The following is a 15,193-nucleotide window of genomic DNA, read 5'->3' as shown; positions in this document are numbered from 1 at the left end:
CTCGCGTTCGCGCGTGCCGCATCCGGCGGGTCAGGTGCGCGCGGTCGCGCGGGCGTGCGATACCGGGCGCCGGGTGGCGAGCAGGGGCATCGCCACGTGCACGAGAGGCCCGATCCCCAGCGCGAAGACGACCGTGCCGATGCCCACCGTCCCGCCGAGCAGCCAGCCGAGGATGAGGACGCTCCCCTCGACGACGAGTCGGCACGCCCAGATCGGCCAGCCGAACCGCCCGTTCAGACCGGTCATCAGCCCGTCGCGCGGTCCCGGTCCGAAGTGCGCCCCGATGTAGAGACCGGATGCCACGGCCACCAGCACCACACCGGCGACGAGCATGAGGGCCTGGGCCCAGAAGACGTCGGGGTGGGGGAGGACGCCGAGCGCGAGTTGCAGGCTCGTGCCCACGAGCAGGATGTTCGCGACCGTGCCGATGCCGGGTTTCTGCCGCAGGGGAATCCACAGCAGCAGCACGCCGAGGCCGATGATGTTGGTCACCCAGCCGAGGCCCACGCCGGTCACGCGCGCGATGCCCTGGGCGAAGACCGTCCACGGGTCGACGCCCAGACCTGCGGCGACGGTGACGGCGCAGCCGACGCCGTAGAGCACGAGACCGATGAGCAGACGGGTGACGCGGGTGAGCATGTGACGATCCAATCACGCGATTGGATCTCTTACGTGAGGCCAATTCCCTTATCGTGGACTCATGGATTCGCGGATCTCGGCTCGGGCCCTCGCCAGCGCTCTCGGGGGATGGCGGGGGACCGGTCCCGCCTACGAAGCGCTGGCTGACGGCATCCGGCTGCTCTGCCTGGACAACCGGCTGGCCCCCTCAACGGCGCTCCCCGCCGAGCGCGAACTCGCCGCGGCCCTGTCGCTGAGCCGCACGACGGTGGCCGCGGCCTACCGCAGTCTGCGCGAGACGCGGCACATCGAGAGTCTGCGCGGCAGCGGCAGCGTCACTCTGCCGCTGCGGCGGACCGACCCGGGCCGCCACGAGGGCGACGACACGGCGATCGACCTGCAGCAGGCGAGTCCGGCCGCGTGGCCGGGTCTGCCGGCGGTGATGGCCGAGGTGATGCAGGAGGCTCCGGCGCTCGTCGCGCGGATCGGGTACGACGTGGTGGGCGACGCGGGCCTGCGTGCGGCGATCGCCACGCACTACGAGGCGCGCGGCCTGCCGACGACCCCCGACCAGGTGCTGGTCACGACGGGAGCGCAGAGCGCCATCCATCTTATCGCGTCGGTGCTGCTGGGGCGGGCGGACCGGGTCCTGCTCGAGACGCCGACGTATCCCCACGCGGCCGACGCATTCCGCCGGGTCGGCGCGAGGTTGATCGGTGTGCCGGTCGCCTCGGACACCGGGTGGGATCTGGGGCGCGCGGAACAGACCTTCGCACGCGCGGTGCCGTCGTTGGCCTACCTGATGCCCGACTTCCACAACCCGACCGGGCGGACGATGACCGCCCTCGAGGTCGAGACCTTCGTCGCGGCGGCACGGGCGGCGGGCACGCTGCTGGTGCTCGACGAGACCACCGCTCAGTTGGACATCGACCGCGTCGGCGGGGCGGCGCCGTTTCCCGACGACGAGCGCGTGCTGCGCATCGGCTCGCTCGGCAAGACCGTCTGGGGTGGGCTGCGTGTCGGATGGGTGCGCGCGGCTCCTGACCTCGTTCGACGACTGGCCGCTGGCCGCCCGGTGCACGATCTGGGGACGCCCGAGCTGGAGCAGGCCATCGCGGCACGCCTCGTACCCCGTCTGGACGAGATCGCGCAGCAGCGCGGCGATCTGCTGCGCGCCGGTCGCGACAGCGTCGTCCGCGCGCTGCGCTCGACGATTCCGGAGTGGGACGTGCCCGACGTGTCGGGCGGGGTGTCGCTGTGGGTCGGGTTGGGCGAGCCTCTGAGCACGCCGCTCGTGATGAACGCGCGCGGGCGCGGACTGGCGCTGTCGGCGGGTTCCCGTTTCGCCGTCGAGGGGGGACACGACCGCCGTTTGCGGGTTCCGTTCACCGCACCTCCGGCCACCCTCGAACGGGCCGTCGCTCTTCTGCGCGCCGCGTGGGACGACGTCCGCGGGGGAACCGCCACCGTCGCCCGCGAGGACTACGCGACGGTGGTGTGACGGCGCGCCGACCCGCAACCGTCGAATCAGGCGGCTCACCGCTCGCATGGAGGACGTCTCGGACCGCTCAGCGCGCGTACCGAAGGCATTCGACGGCGTCGGTCGACGACCAGAACTCGCCCAGCCGGCGGAAACCGCCCGAGGCGGTGTGGAAGCGTTCGGCCGCGTAGCGCCACCCGCCGTCGGCCGCGATCGCCCGGATATGGCCGACGACGATGCCCCGAGGGTCGGCGATGCGCCACAGGCCGGCGGCGACGTGCGTCGCCGCGCCCCACCCGGCCGAGCGCGGAGCCGGGGCGGGGTCGTTCCACAGAGCGGTGTGCATGCGTTGACCGTACGACCGACCTCCGACATCGCCCCGGCGGGAGAGCGAACACGCCTCCTCCCCACGTCTCACTGCGCCCGATCCTTCCCCGGATCGGTGGTTTCGTGCCGTCTCGATGCACGCGTCCCGGCCAATCTGAGCGTGGCTCCGGCATCCGTCGGGCACACGGATGCCGGAGCGCACACCATGTCGAGAGGAGAACACACATGAGCGACCACATCAGCCTCGTGGGCAACGTCGTCGGAGAACTCGAACGGCGGACGACGCGCGACGGCGGCCCCGTCGCGTCCTTCCGTCTGGCGGTCGGCGAGCGCCGACTCGACCGCGAGCGCAACGAATGGGTCGACGGACACACGAGCTTCTACGCGATCTCGGCGTTCGGCGAGCTCGGGGCCAATGCGCTGCTGTCCCTGCGCAAGGGAGAGCGGGTCGTCGTGACCGGACGGTTGCGGCTGCGCGAATGGGAGAACGAGACGACGCGCGGCGTGAGCGCCGACGTCGTCGCCGATTCCGTCGGACACGACCTGCGGTGGGGGACGACGCGCTTCGTCCGCACGCCGCGACCGGACACGGCCGATAAGGGCGGGTCGGACGACGGGTCCGCGCGAGGAACGGAGCAGATGGACACGGAGCGGGCTGTCGTCGACGGGTGGGCCGTTCCGGGCGCAGAAACGGAGACTCCGGCCGGTGACGACCGGGTACGTGACGCCGTGGCCGTGGGCGGAGGCGCGCCGCCGGTGGAGGGACCCTTCTGAGATCGCGCGGGGGACGATCGATGAGCGCCGCGGGAGAGTCGGGCCGGTTCGAGGCCGCGGGCCGCTTCCGTAGACTCGTCCCGTGACTCGCGCCCTCGGTCGTCCCCTCGCCGCACTGGCCCTCGCGGGCTCCCTCGGTCTCGCCGGCTGCACCGCGGAGGCGCCCGCACCGGTTCCCGCGCCGACGACGGCGGCGACCTCTCAGCCGGACGCCACCGCCTCCTCCGCCCCGACCCCCGCCGCTCCCACGTTCATCCCCGGGGGGAGTGCTTCGCAGAACCTGCCGTTCTTCTCGCAGGTGGTGTCGCAGGTCTGGGCGGGCCCCGATCAGGTCTCGGGTCGGGCGTACGTCGACGCGCTGACCGCGGCCGGCTTCGACAAGACGGCGATGCAGGTCACGGCCGACTACTCCACGATCGGAAACGCGGCCGAGAGCATCGAGTTCGCCGTGCGGCTGGGCGATCAATGCCTCGTCGGGCAGGTCGGGCCCTCCATCGGCGGCCCGGTGACGACCGTGCTGCCCGGACTGTCCTCGGGCGGCTGCCTGATCGGGCAGACCCGCACCATCGACTGGTGAGGACGGTGGCCCGCGCGGGCTGCATCGCCGGGCGTACGCACCTCGGTTGATAGGATCGACTCGACTTCCGCTCGACCAGGGCCCCGCTGCCGTATCGGTGGTGCGTCCCGGTGCGAGACGGCCCGATCCCCGAATCTCGAAGGTGGTACACCTCGGTGGCTGAGTACATCTACTCCATGGTCCGCGCGCGCAAGGCCGTGGGCGACAAACTGATCCTCGACGATGTGACGATGTCGTTCCTCCCCGGCGCCAAGATCGGCATGGTCGGTCCCAACGGCGCCGGTAAGTCCACGATCCTCAAGATCATGGCCGGGCTCGACAACCCCTCGAACGGCGAGGCGCGGCTCAGCCCGGGCTTCACCGTCGGCATCCTGATGCAGGAGCCCGAGCTCGACGACAGCAAGACGGTCCTCGAGAACATCCAGGACGGCGTGGCCATCAAGCCCAAGCTCGACCGATTCAACGAGATCTCGGCGCTCATGGCCGACCCCGACGCCGACTTCGACGCGCTGCTGGCCGAGATGGGCACGCTGCAGGAAGAGATCGACGCCGCCGATGGGTGGGACCTCGACTCCCAGCTCGAGCAGGCCATGGATGCCCTGCGCACCCCGCCCGCCGACGCCTCGGTCGTCCCGCTGTCCGGTGGTGAGCGGCGCCGTGTCGCCCTGGCCAAGCTGCTGCTGCAGAAGCCCGACCTCCTGCTGCTCGACGAGCCCACCAACCACCTCGACGCTGAGAGCGTGCTGTGGCTCGAGCAGCACCTCAAGGCGTACAAGGGCGCCGTCATTGCCATCACCCACGACCGGTACTTCCTCGACAACGTCGCGGAGTGGATCGCCGAGGTCGACCGTGGTCACCTCTACCCGTACGAGGGCAACTACTCGACCTACCTCGACAAGAAGGCGCAGCGCCTCGACGTCCAGGGCAAGAAGGACGCCAAGCTCGCCAAGCGCCTGAAGGACGAGCTCGAGTGGGTGCGCTCGAATGCCAAGGGTCGCCAGGTCAAGTCCAAGGCGCGTCTGGCCCGCTACGAAGAGATGGCGGCCGAGGCGGAGCGCACGCGCAAGCTCGACTTCGACGAGATCCAGATCCCTGCGGGTCCGCGTCTGGGCAGCATCGTGATCGACGCCAAGAAGCTCGAGAAGAGCTTCGGCGACCGCTCGCTCATCAGCAACCTCAGCTTCAACCTGCCCCCGAACGGTATCGTCGGCGTCATCGGCCCCAACGGTGTCGGAAAGACCACGCTCTTCAAGACGATCGTCGGCCTCGAGCCGCTCGACGGCGGCACGCTCAAGATCGGCGAGACCGTCAAGATCAGTTACGTCGACCAGTCCCGCGCCAACATCGACCCCGAGAAGACGCTGTGGGAGGTCGTCTCGGACGGCCTCGACATCATCACGGTCGGCAAGACCGAGATCCCCTCGCGCGCCTACGTGTCGAAGTTCGGCTTCAAGGGTCCCGATCAGCAGAAGAAGGCCGGGGTGCTCTCGGGTGGAGAGCGCAACCGCCTCAACCTCGCGCTCACGCTGAAAGAGGGCGGAAACCTGCTGCTCCTCGACGAGCCGACCAACGACCTCGACGTCGAGACCTTGAGCTCGCTCGAGAACGCCCTGCTCGAATTCCCCGGCTGCGCCGTGGTCATCACGCACGACCGGTGGTTCCTCGACCGCATCGCGACGCACATCCTCGCCTACGAGGGCACCGAGGAGAACCCCGATCAGTGGCACTGGTTCGAGGGCAACTTCGAAGCCTACGAGGCCAACAAGGTGGAGCGCCTCGGAGCGGATGCCGCCAACCCGGCCCGCTCGACCTACCGCAAGCTCACGCGTGACTGACGCGGACCTCACCACCGGCTCGGGCTCCGCTTCCGCGGGGCCCGAGCGGCTGCATGTGCCGATCCACCTGCGCTGGGGCGACCTGGACGCCCTCGGTCACGTCAACAACACCTCGATGCTCAAGCTGCTCGAAGAGGCGCGATTGCGTGCCTTCTGGCGGAGCGACGGCGAGGGCGAGGCCCTGCCGACAGCGGTGTTCGACATGAGCGTGCTCGACAGCGGCGGCGAGCGTGCGACCCTCATCGCGCGCCAGGAGATCGAGTACCTGCGTCCCGTTCCTTACAGCCAGCGTCCCCTCGATGTGCGCATGTGGATCGGCGCGATGGGCGGCTCCAGCTCGGACGTGTGCTTCGAGGTCTTCAGCCCCGTCGGCGACGCCGAGCAGGTGCTCTACGCGCGCGCGACCGTCGTGGTCGTGCTCGTCGACACCGCGAGCGGGCGCCCGATCCGCTGGAGCGAGGCGGAGCGCACCGCGTGGGCGCCGTACATCGGCGATCCCATCGACTACCGTCGTCGCTCGGCTCGCGGCTGAGCCTCCGACCGCCTGAACCCGACGGGCGAGCCTCCGACCGCCTGAACCCGACGGTGGAGCGGCCGCCGAGCACGCACCCGGCCGCGCGACGGCTTCGCCGGGCCGGTGGCATCCCGTCGTCACTCGCGGGGGAGACGCACCATGACCTCTTGAGCGACGCTGGCCACCAGCACGCCGTCGCGCGTGTAGATCCGGCCCGTCGACAGGCCGCGGCCACCTCGCGCGTTCGGCGACTCCTGCACGTACAGCAGCCACTCGTCCACGCGCCCGGGGCGGTGCCACCACATCGCGTGATCCAGGCTCGCGACCTTCAGCCCCGGCGCGTTCCACGGCACACCGTGCGCGCGCAGGATGGTCTCCTGGATCGTCAGATCGCTCAGATACGCGAGAGCCGCGCGGTGCACGGCGGGATCGTCCGGCAGCTCGCGGCTGACCCTCATCCAGACCGCCTGGCGCGGTACGTGCGGCCCCTCGACCGAGGTGTACACGGGCGACGGGACGTGCAGCACGTCGACGGGTCGCTCCGAGAACATCCGACGGCTCAGGGGATGCAGTCCCTCGGGGTCGAAGGGCGTCAGCTCCTCGGGCTGCGGAATGCCCTCGGGCATCGGCTCGGCGTGCTCGAACCCGGGGTCCTCGTCCTGGAACGACGCGATCATCGAGAAGATCGGCACACCGCCCTGGAAGGCCTGCGTCCGGCGCGTCGAGAACGACCGGCCGTCGTGGATGCGGTCGACCGAGAAGGTGATCCCGTCGGCGGGGTCGCCCGGCCGCAGGAAGTAGCCGTGCATCGAGTGAACGGTGCGCTCGGGCGGAAGCGTGCGCGAGGCCGCGACGATCGACTGCGCGAGTACCTGGCCGCCGTAGACCCGGCCGAACGGCATGGGCTGCGACACGCCCGTGAAGATGTCCTCGGTGGTGCGGGCGCCGGCGTCGCGCAGGTCGAGGACCGCGAGCAGCGACGTGACGGGATCGACGGCGTCGGACATGCGGACTCCCGTTCCGGCACGACGAACGCGCACCGCTTGATAGTTTAGGGCGGGTGTCCGCGCGCCTGTTGTTCCCCGATCCGCAGGCGGCAGCCGACCTGCTCACCTTCGCCTCCCGCGCCATCCGGCTCGGTGACGGCACCGTCCGCCTGCGGGCCGACGGCGGAGTGCTGGTGTCGACCGCCGCTCCGCTCGCCCCGAAAGGTCTGCTCGACGCGACCCCCACGGTGCTGGGGCTGCGCGTGTCGGCGATCGACCCCGAGCTCGAGTGCGACCTCGTCGTCGACGCGGCATCCCTCCTCCCCGCCCCGGACGACGCCACCGCGGTGGTCCTCCCCGACACCGCGTCGCTGCCGGCGTGGGCGGGGATCTCGCCCCCGCGCAGCGGATGGGAGCAGACGGATGCCATCGACGCCTCGGTCCTGGCATCCCGAGCCCAGTACGGGGTGGCGGCCGTCGCCGACGCCCTTCCGGCCGACGCGGGAGAGGACGTCGTGCGGGTCGTCCGGGCGCAGGTGTGGGGTCAGCCCGACGACGCGCTCGGCGGCCTTCCGCTGGGTGCCGCTTTCGCCGCGTTCGCCCTCGGCTTCATCGCCGGATCCGAGGAGGCGCCGGTGCGCCGAAGCGGCTCGTGGACCCGCGTGAGCCTGGCCCGCGGGCACGTGCTGGTGCGCGGGCCGGTGCGCTCGGGGCTGACCGCCGTGCGCTCGACCGGGAGCTAGTACAGCACGCGCACAGGTGACGTTCGTACGATGGGGCCAGCAAGGGGAGTACTCCCGACGCGACGCATCCGTCAGTACGAGTCCACGGTTGGGCTCCGGGTGCGTCGGTCCCGCGGGGCGGAGGAGACCTTGACGCCGCGGCCGTGCGCCGCCCGTCGAGAGGTCTCGTCATGGTCAACCTGTCCCGTCTCATCTCCCTCGCCTCGAAGGCCGTCGACAAGGCCTCGTCGTCGCAGCGCGCGACGCCGCCGCAGGGCGGCCGCGACTGGCGCGACGTCGTCCGCTCCGCCGCCGATGCGGTGACGGGTGATCGCCGCACCGATGCGCCCGCGACCTCGCGCCCCGCCGCGCCGGGACGCTACACCCCTCCCGCCGCGGGGCAGGCCTCGCTGTCGGCCGAGGACCGCGCGGCGATCGCCCGCTACGACTATCTGCTGCGCACGGCCGACCCCGACCGCATCGAGCAGATGCACCGTGAGGCCTTCGCGCGGCTCACTCCGGCGCAGCGCGCCCACGTGAAAGAGCGGATGGATGCCGAGTTGTCGGCGCACGAGCGCCCGCGCTCGGACGCTCCCGACGACCTCGCCCGCACGGCGGCCCGGGCCGAGGCGACGCGTCCGGGTCGGCTGTCGCAGCTGTTCGCGCGCGCCGGCCGGACCGGACTGATCGGGGCCGGAGTGGTCGGCGCGGGCGGGCTGCTGGCCGCGGTGGCCGGCGGAGCGGTGGTCAGCGCCGTCGCCGGTCCGCTGCTCGCGCAGGCCGGACAGATGGGTGTGGACTTCGCGGGCCTCGCCGAGGGGGTGGACCTGGACGCGATGGCATCCGGAGTCGATCTCGAGTCGCTCGCATCGGGCGTCGATCTCGGAGCCGCCGGCGAGTGGGCGGGTGGGGCGCAGGACGCCGTTTCGGGCGTCGGCGATCAGGTGACCGGGTTCGGCGAGCAGCTGTCGAATCTCGACATCCCCGGTTTCGGCGACTTCCTCGGACGCTGAGCCGGATGGCGGGTGGGCGGTGCTCCCGCCCACCCGCCATCACTCCGCTGCGCGGATCGGGAGACCCGTGTCGGGCCGGCCGTCCTGCTGAGGACCGATACCGCGCGGCTGGAACGTATTGACCATCGCGTGGGCCGCGCGCTCGAGGTAATCCCACAGCGGCGTTTCGAGCGCCGGCGGGAGGGCGATCTCGTCCACGGCGGCGCGCATGTGCGCGAGCCATCGGTCGCGCGCATCGGGATCGACGTGGAACGGCATGTGCCGCATGCGCAGCCGCGGGTGGCCGCGCAACTCACCGTAGGTGGTCGGTCCGCCCCAGTACTGCGCGAGGAAGAGGGTCAACCGCTCGGCGGCGGGACCGAGGTCTTCTTCGGGGTACATGGGCTTGAGCACCTCGTCCGCGGCCACGCCCCGGTAGAACGCATCGACCAGGCGGCGGAAGGTGTCCATACCGCCCACCTGCTCGTAGAGGCTGACGGGCTCGCTCACGGGCGGTCTCCTTCGTCGGCGCGCACCGCGGGGGGAGTGGGTTTGGGGGTGTCGGCCCCGGGCAGCTCGACCGCGGTGGTGGGCGCCGAGTCGCGCACGGCCTTCTTGGTGACCGGCTTCTTCGGCTCGTCCTCGGGCGCCTCGTCGACGATCGTGGCGGCCGAGGCCTTCGGACGGCGGCGCGGACGCCACACGGGCCGCTCCGCACCCGAGGGGAGCGCGGTCTCCTTCGTCTGGGGCGGGTGGGCACCGCGGATGCTCTGCGCCCCCTCGGCGCCCGTGAGCACGATCGAGTTGAGGTGCGGCAGGGCGATACCGAGATCGTCGATCGCGCGCTTGAGGCGGGCGCGCAGCTCGCGCGCGACGTCGTCCTTGGCGCTCGAGCGGGTCTTCATGACGAGGCGGATGACCAGGGCGTCACCGCTGATGGACTCCAGGCCCCAGATCTCGGGCTGCTCGATGATGCGCGAGCGCCACTTGTTCTCTTTGGCCATGGTCTTCGCGGCCGACAGCATCGCCTTCTCGACGTCGTCGATGTCGGCGTCGGTGGGGACGGCGAGGTCGATGATGACGCGCGACCACCCCTGCGACATGTTGCCGATGCGGGTGATCTCGCCGTTGCGGACGTACCAGAGCGTGCCGTTCACATCGCGGACGTGCGTGATGCGGACGCTGACGAACTCGACGATGCCCGTCGCCAGGCCCAGGTCCACGACGTCGCCGATCCCGATCTGGTCTTCGGCGACGATGAAGATCCCGTTCAGCACATCTTTGACGATGTTCTGCGCGCCGAAGCCGAGACCGGCGCCGACGGCCGCGGTGAGCAGGGTGAGGGATGCCAGGGCGTCGGGCGCGACGATCGAGGCCACCCAGACGAGGGCCACGATGACGAGCACCACGTTGACGATGTTCTGCAGGATCGTGCCGAGCGTCCGCGTGCGCTGCACGAGACGGACCGCGCTGAGCGGTGAGCGGTCGAGGGCCTGGGTGTCGTCGACGCGCGCCTTGCTCTTGGCTCCGTTGACGATGCGGTCGACGACGCGGCGGATGATCACGCGCAGGATCCAGGCGGCGACGGCGATGCCGATGATCACGCCGAGCACCTTGAGCATGGTGCCGCCGAAGCCCAGGAGCTGACCGCCCAACCAGCTCAGATTGTCGGGGTTGGCCAGATCGGCGGGGGACGTGATGGTCGGCGTCGGAGTCGGGTCGGGGGTTTCGGCGAGGACAGACATCCGTTTCAGACTAACGAGCGAAGTCTCGGCGGCGGCTGAACACCCCGTGATCGACCCGGAACGACGGATGCCCCCTCCCGGTGGGGAGGAGGCATCCGGTTCACCCGTTCCTACTGAGCGTCGCGCTCCTGGACGGCGAGCGCGCGCTCGACGCCGGCGAGGTTCTCCCCGACCAAGCGGCGCAGCGCCGGCGCGGCATCCTGGTGCTGCGAGAGCCACTGGCGCGTCGCGTCGCGCAAGGCCGCGTTCGCGAGCGCTGCGGGATACAGACCCACGATCAGGTACTGGGCGATCTGGTAGCTGCGCGACTCCCAGATCGGCAGCAGCATCGCGAAGTACGGCTCGACGAAGTCGGCGAGCACGCCGACCGTGGTCGGGTTGGTGAACCCGGCGGCCGTCGAGCGCACGATCGTGTTGGGCGCGTCGGAACGCTCGATGAGCGAGTCCCACGCCTGCTGCTTGGCCTCGTGCGAGGGCAGCGACGCCTTGGCCATAGCGGCGAACTCGCCGCCCTTGGCCGTGTTGTCGGCCGCGCGCGCCTGGTCGATGTCGGCGGAGGTGACGACGCCCGCCGCGGCGAGCGAGACGAGCAGCTGCCACGACAGGTCGGTGTCGATCTCGAGTCCCTCGAGGGTCGTCGAGCCGTCGCGCAGGGCCTTCACCGTCTCGGCATGCGCCGGGGTGGATGCCGCCGACGCGAACGCCGTGACGAACTGCAGTTGGCTGTCGCTTCCGGCCTCGGCCTTCTGCGCGAGCTCCCACAGACCGTCGGCCACCCGGGCGCGGGCGGCGTCGCGGGTCGCCGGGGCGACGTAGGAGTTCGCCGCCTGCTGCAGCTGCGCGAGCGTCGTGCGCACCGTGGTCGATTCGGTCTCGGAGCCGATGTTGCGCAGCACGAGGTCGAGGTAATCGGTGGCCGAGGCCTCGGCATCCCGCGTCTGATCCCAGGCCGCGCCCCACACGAGCGAGCGCGCGAGCGGGTCGGAGATGTCCTTGAGGTGCGCGATCGCGGTGGCCAGCGAGCGCTCGTCGAGGCGGATCTTCGCGTAGGCGAGGTCGTCGTCGTTGAGCAGCACCAGGTCGGGACGACGGATGCCGCGCAGCTCCGCGACCTCGGTGCGGTCGCCGTCGACGTCGAGCTCGATGTGGTGGACGCGCTCGAGCGCTCCGGCGTCGTTCAGCGAGTAGAAGCCGATGCCGAGGCGGTGCGGACGGATCGTGGGGTAGTCGCTGGGCGCCGTCTGCACGATGGCGAAGCGCGAGATGGTGCCGTCGGCGCCCTCTTCGATGAGCGGGGTGAGCGTGTTCACGCCCGCGGTCTCGAGCCACTTCTTCGCCCAGTCGCCGAGGTCGCGACCGCTCGTGGTCTCGAGCTCGGTGAGCAGGTCGCCCACCTCGGTGTTCGACCACTGGTGCTTCTGGAAGTAGGCCGCGACACCCGCGAAGAACTGCTCGATGCCGACCCAGGCGGCGAGCTGCTTGAGGACGGATCCGCCCTTGGCGTAGGTGATGCCGTCGAAGTTGACCTGCACGTCTTCGAGGTCGTTGATCTCGGCCACGACCGGGTGCGTCGAGGGGAGCTGGTCCTGGCGGTACGCCCAGGTCTTCTCCATCGCGTTGAAGGTCGTCCAGGCGGCCTCCCACTCGGTGGCCTCGGCCGTGGCGATCGTCGACGCCCACTCGGCGAACGACTCGTTCAGCCACAGGTCGTTCCACCACTTCATGGTGACCAGGTCGCCGAACCACATGTGCGCCAGCTCGTGCAGGATCGTCACGACGCGGCGCTCCTTGACGGCATCCGTCACCTTGGAGCGGAACACGTACGTCTCGGTGAAGGTCACCGCTCCGGCGTTCTCCATGGCGCCCGCGTTGAACTCGGGGACGAACAGCTGGTCGTACTTGGCGAAGGGGTAGGGGAGGCCGAACTTCTCCTCGAAGTAGGCGAAGCCCTGGCGGGTCTTCTCGAACACGTAGTCCGCGTCGAGGTACTGCCACAGGCTCTTGCGGGCGAACACGCCGAGCGGGATGACGCGGCCGTCGGCACTCGTCAGCTCGCTGTAGGTGGCCTCGTAGGGACCGGCGACCAGCGCCGTGATGTACGACGAGATGCGCGGCGTCGCGGGGAAGTCCCAGCGCGCGGCATCGCCGTCGAGGGCGACCGGCTCGGGGGTGGGGGAGTTGGAGACGACCTTCCACCGCGCGGGAGCCGTCACCGAGAAGGTGAAGGCGGCCTTGAGGTCGGGCTGCTCGAACACCGTGTACATGCGACGCGAGTCGGGGACCTCGAACTGCGAGTAGAGGTAGACCTCGCCGTCGACGGGATCGACGAAGCGGTGCAGCCCCTCGCCGGTGTTGGTGTACTCGCAGTCGGCTTCGACGACGAGTTCGTTGGCGGCTGCGAGGCCGTCGAGCGCGATGCGCGAGTCGGCGAAGACGGCCGACACGTCGAGCGCGCGACCGTTCAGCGTGACGCTGTGCACCTCGCGCGCGATGAGGTCGATGAAGGTCGACGCCCCCTCGGTCGCCGCGAAGGTCACCGTGGTGCGCGAGGAGAACACCTCGTCTCCGCGGGTCAGGTCGAGCTGCACGTGGTACTCGTGCGTGTCGACGATCGCGCGGCGCTCCTGCGCCTCGATGCGGGTCAGGTTCTCTCCTGGCACTGGCGTTCTCCCGGGGATGAGGGTGGGATCGTCGCGGATGACGCGCCGGCGTGGGTGACGGCGGACGCCGTCGGCGACGACGACAACCACATAAGCCTAGTGTCGAGATACCCCCCGTCCAGGCTGTGCGGGCAAGTGCGAAGATGTCTGCGTGAGCACGACCGATACGGACACCAGCCCTGAGACCGTCCTCTATGCCTCGCCCGCGGCGGCATCCGGACCCAAGTGGGTCGAGACCCCCGTCGCCTACGACGGCATCCTCCTCGCCGGCTTCGGCGGGCCCGAGGGCCAGGACGACGTCATCCCGTTCCTGCGCAATGTGACGCGCGGGCGCGGCATCCCCGACGAGCGCCTCGAAGAGGTCGCCCACCACTACCGCCACTTCGGCGGCGTGAGCCCCATCAACCAGCACAACCGCGAGCTGAAGGCTGCGCTCGAGGCCGAGATCGCCAAGCGCGGACTGAACCTGCCGGTCTACTGGGGCAACCGCAACTGGGAGCCCTACCTCGAAGAGGCCGTCACCGAGGCCGCACAGGCCGGCGACACCACCCTCATCGCCATCGCCACGAGCGCCTACAGCTCGTTCTCGAGCTGCCGGCAGTACCGCGAGGACTACGCCCGTGTGCTCGAGGCGACCGGCCTGGGCGAGACGGTGACCATCGACAAGGTGCGCCAGTTCTTCGACCACCCCGGCTTCGTCACCACGTTCGTGCGCGGAGTGACGGATGCCGTGTCGGCCTACGTCGCCGAGGGGATCGCGCCTGAGAAGATCCGCGTCCTCTTCTCGACGCACTCGATCCCCACCGCCGACGCCGAGCGCTCCGGCCCCCGCGACGTCGACTTCGGCGAGGGCGGGGCGTACGAAGCCCAGCACAAGGCCGTCGCGGCCTTCGTCATGGCCGAGGTCGCCGCCGCCGTGGCCGACGTCGAATGGGAGCTCGTCTACCAGTCCCGCTCCGGCCCGCCCACGCAGCCGTGGCTCGAGCCCGACGTCAACGACGTCATCGCCGAACTGCCCGGCCGCGGGGCCGAGGCCGTGGTGATCGTGCCGCTCGGCTTCGTCAGCGACCACATGGAGGTGCTCTGGGACCTCGACACCGAGGCGATGGAGGCCGCCGAAGAGGCCGGGATCAAGGCCGTGCGCACACCGACGCCCGGCATCGACCCGGCGTACGTGTCGGGTCTGATCGACCTGGTCGAGGAGCGCCTCAACGGCACCCCGAGGGCCGAGCGTCCGCACCTGACCGACCTGGGCCCCTGGTACGACGTCTGCCGCCCCGGGTGCTGCGAGAACATCCGCGCGGGCTTCAAGCCCGTCGCCGCGGGTCTGCGTCCCTGACGGCTCGAGACGCCGCCCGTCCCCCCGGTGGGGCGGGCGGCGTCGTCATCTGTCAGGATCCGGCGACGGCGACTTGCCAGTAGCTGCCGAGCAGCAAGATCACGGTGATGATGAAAATCGGTCCGGCAGAGGGGCGCGCAGCGGATCGCCGACGTGGTCGGAAGGTCGTCCTCAGGCGCTCCGGTCGCAGGATTGCGTGCCCGTCGTCACCGACACGCAGAGCGGCATCGTCGGGAAGGTCCCCGGTCGGCAGGATCCGCTCCTGGATCACCCCGTCGACTTCGTCGAACAGCGCGTCGATGTGGCGCTGATTGGCCCATCCGACGATCATCCAGACGGCGACCGGGATGCAGGACGCCGCGGCGGTGGCCAGTAGCGCGGAGGTGAAAGCGTTCGTCGACTCGGATGACACGGTGAGCACCGAGGCGATCATCATCCCGAGGGCGAGCACCCAGAAGCCGAAACCGAGCCAGGACAAGATGCCCAGGCGCACGGGAGGGTTCAGCCCCCGGACGACGGCATCGAGCTCGGCGAGGGTGCGGGCGTCGCAGGGGGCGGTCAGCTCCACGGGCAGCAGGTCGCGTTCGGCGGCTGCGACGGGCTTCGACGACTCCGCGCTGAGAC

Annotated in this window: 15 protein-coding genes; 8 read left to right on the top strand and 7 right to left on the bottom strand. The window is 70.6% G+C overall.

Features of this window, described 5'->3' with window-relative positions; genetic code table 11:
- Positions 1 to 30: 30 nt before the first annotated feature.
- A complete protein-coding gene (locus tag QZ433_RS08875) occupies positions 31 to 639 on the bottom strand; it encodes a hypothetical protein (RefSeq protein WP_295782131.1) in 609 nt (202 codons plus the stop codon).
- Between the two features lie 61 nt (positions 640 to 700).
- Between QZ433_RS08875 and QZ433_RS08870 the strand changes: the two genes are divergently transcribed.
- Positions 701 to 2,119 (top strand): PLP-dependent aminotransferase family protein, encoded by a 1,419-nt coding sequence (locus QZ433_RS08870; protein WP_295782128.1) that lies wholly within the window; start codon positions 701 to 703, stop codon positions 2,117 to 2,119.
- Positions 2,120 to 2,186: 67 nt separating this feature from the next.
- Here the strand turns inward: QZ433_RS08870 and QZ433_RS08865 are convergent, their stop codons facing one another.
- Positions 2,187 to 2,444: a hypothetical protein gene (locus QZ433_RS08865; protein ID WP_295782124.1), complete on the bottom strand. Its 258-nt coding sequence runs from the start codon at positions 2,442 to 2,444 to the stop codon at positions 2,187 to 2,189.
- Positions 2,445 to 2,650: 206 nt separating this feature from the next.
- Between QZ433_RS08865 and ssb the strand changes: the two genes are divergently transcribed.
- From ssb to QZ433_RS08845, 4 genes are all read left to right on the top strand, one after another.
- Positions 2,651 to 3,199, top strand: a complete 549-nt coding sequence (gene ssb / locus QZ433_RS08860) for a single-stranded DNA-binding protein (RefSeq protein WP_295782122.1) — start codon at positions 2,651 to 2,653, stop codon at positions 3,197 to 3,199.
- Between the two features lie 82 nt (positions 3,200 to 3,281).
- Entirely contained in the window at positions 3,282 to 3,776 is a 495-nt protein-coding gene (locus QZ433_RS08855) for a hypothetical protein (RefSeq protein WP_295782119.1), read from the top strand.
- A 155-nt stretch (positions 3,777 to 3,931) separates the two neighbouring features.
- Positions 3,932 to 5,611 carry an energy-dependent translational throttle protein EttA gene (gene ettA / locus QZ433_RS08850; RefSeq protein ID WP_295782116.1) on the top strand — a complete coding sequence of 560 codons (1,680 nt, stop codon included), beginning with the start codon at positions 3,932 to 3,934 and terminating at the stop codon, positions 5,609 to 5,611.
- The gene (locus tag QZ433_RS08845) at positions 5,604 to 6,143 is read left to right on the top strand and encodes a thioesterase family protein (RefSeq protein WP_295782113.1); all 540 of its coding nucleotides are present in this window, start codon (positions 5,604 to 5,606) and stop codon (positions 6,141 to 6,143) included. Before ettA ends, QZ433_RS08845 begins: the two co-directional genes overlap by 8 nt.
- A gap of 119 nt (positions 6,144 to 6,262) precedes the next feature.
- Here QZ433_RS08845 and QZ433_RS08840 read toward each other — a convergent pair whose 3' ends face one another.
- Positions 6,263 to 7,132 (bottom strand): acyl-CoA thioesterase II, encoded by an 870-nt coding sequence (locus QZ433_RS08840; RefSeq protein WP_295782110.1) that lies wholly within the window; start codon positions 7,130 to 7,132, stop codon positions 6,263 to 6,265.
- 53 nt (positions 7,133 to 7,185) lie between these two features.
- On the opposite strand from QZ433_RS08840, the gene QZ433_RS08835 reads away from it, so the two are divergent.
- Together QZ433_RS08835 and QZ433_RS08830 are read left to right on the top strand one after the other, a co-directional pair.
- Complete coding sequence (locus QZ433_RS08835) at positions 7,186 to 7,854, top strand: hypothetical protein (protein ID WP_295782108.1); 669 nt, start codon at positions 7,186 to 7,188, stop codon at positions 7,852 to 7,854.
- 170 nt (positions 7,855 to 8,024) lie between these two features.
- Complete coding sequence (locus QZ433_RS08830) at positions 8,025 to 8,846, top strand: cation-transporting ATPase (protein WP_295782105.1); 822 nt, start codon at positions 8,025 to 8,027, stop codon at positions 8,844 to 8,846.
- Positions 8,847 to 8,885: 39 nt separating this feature from the next.
- On the opposite strand, the gene QZ433_RS08825 is transcribed toward QZ433_RS08830, so the two are convergent.
- The 3 genes from QZ433_RS08825 to pepN form a co-directional block, all read right to left on the bottom strand.
- Entirely contained in the window at positions 8,886 to 9,335 is a 450-nt protein-coding gene (locus tag QZ433_RS08825) for a globin (RefSeq protein ID WP_295782102.1), read from the bottom strand.
- A complete protein-coding gene (locus tag QZ433_RS08820; RefSeq protein ID WP_295782133.1) occupies positions 9,332 to 10,447 on the bottom strand; it encodes a mechanosensitive ion channel domain-containing protein in 1,116 nt (371 codons plus the stop codon). The genes QZ433_RS08825 and QZ433_RS08820 overlap by 4 nt, the downstream gene beginning before the upstream one ends.
- Positions 10,448 to 10,680: 233 nt before the next feature.
- Positions 10,681 to 13,230 carry an aminopeptidase N gene (gene pepN / locus QZ433_RS08815; RefSeq protein ID WP_295782099.1) on the bottom strand — a complete coding sequence of 850 codons (2,550 nt, stop codon included), beginning with the start codon at positions 13,228 to 13,230 and terminating at the stop codon, positions 10,681 to 10,683.
- A 151-nt stretch (positions 13,231 to 13,381) separates the two neighbouring features.
- Here pepN and QZ433_RS08810 point away from each other — a divergent pair, with 151 nt between their 5' ends.
- On the top strand, positions 13,382 to 14,569 hold the full coding sequence (locus QZ433_RS08810; RefSeq protein ID WP_295782096.1) for a ferrochelatase: 1,188 nt from the start codon (positions 13,382 to 13,384) through the stop codon (positions 14,567 to 14,569).
- 52 nt (positions 14,570 to 14,621) lie between these two features.
- On the opposite strand, the gene QZ433_RS08805 is transcribed toward QZ433_RS08810, so the two are convergent.
- On the bottom strand, positions 14,622 to 15,193 hold a 572-nt coding region (locus QZ433_RS08805), incomplete at its 5' end, for a hypothetical protein (protein ID WP_295782094.1).

It is taken from the genome of uncultured Microbacterium sp. (genome assembly GCF_913776565.1).
GTDB lineage: Bacteria > Actinomycetota > Actinomycetes > Actinomycetales > Microbacteriaceae > Microbacterium.
The sequence above is the reverse complement of the archived record's forward strand: the minus strand, read 5'-3'. Positions and strand labels throughout refer to the sequence as shown.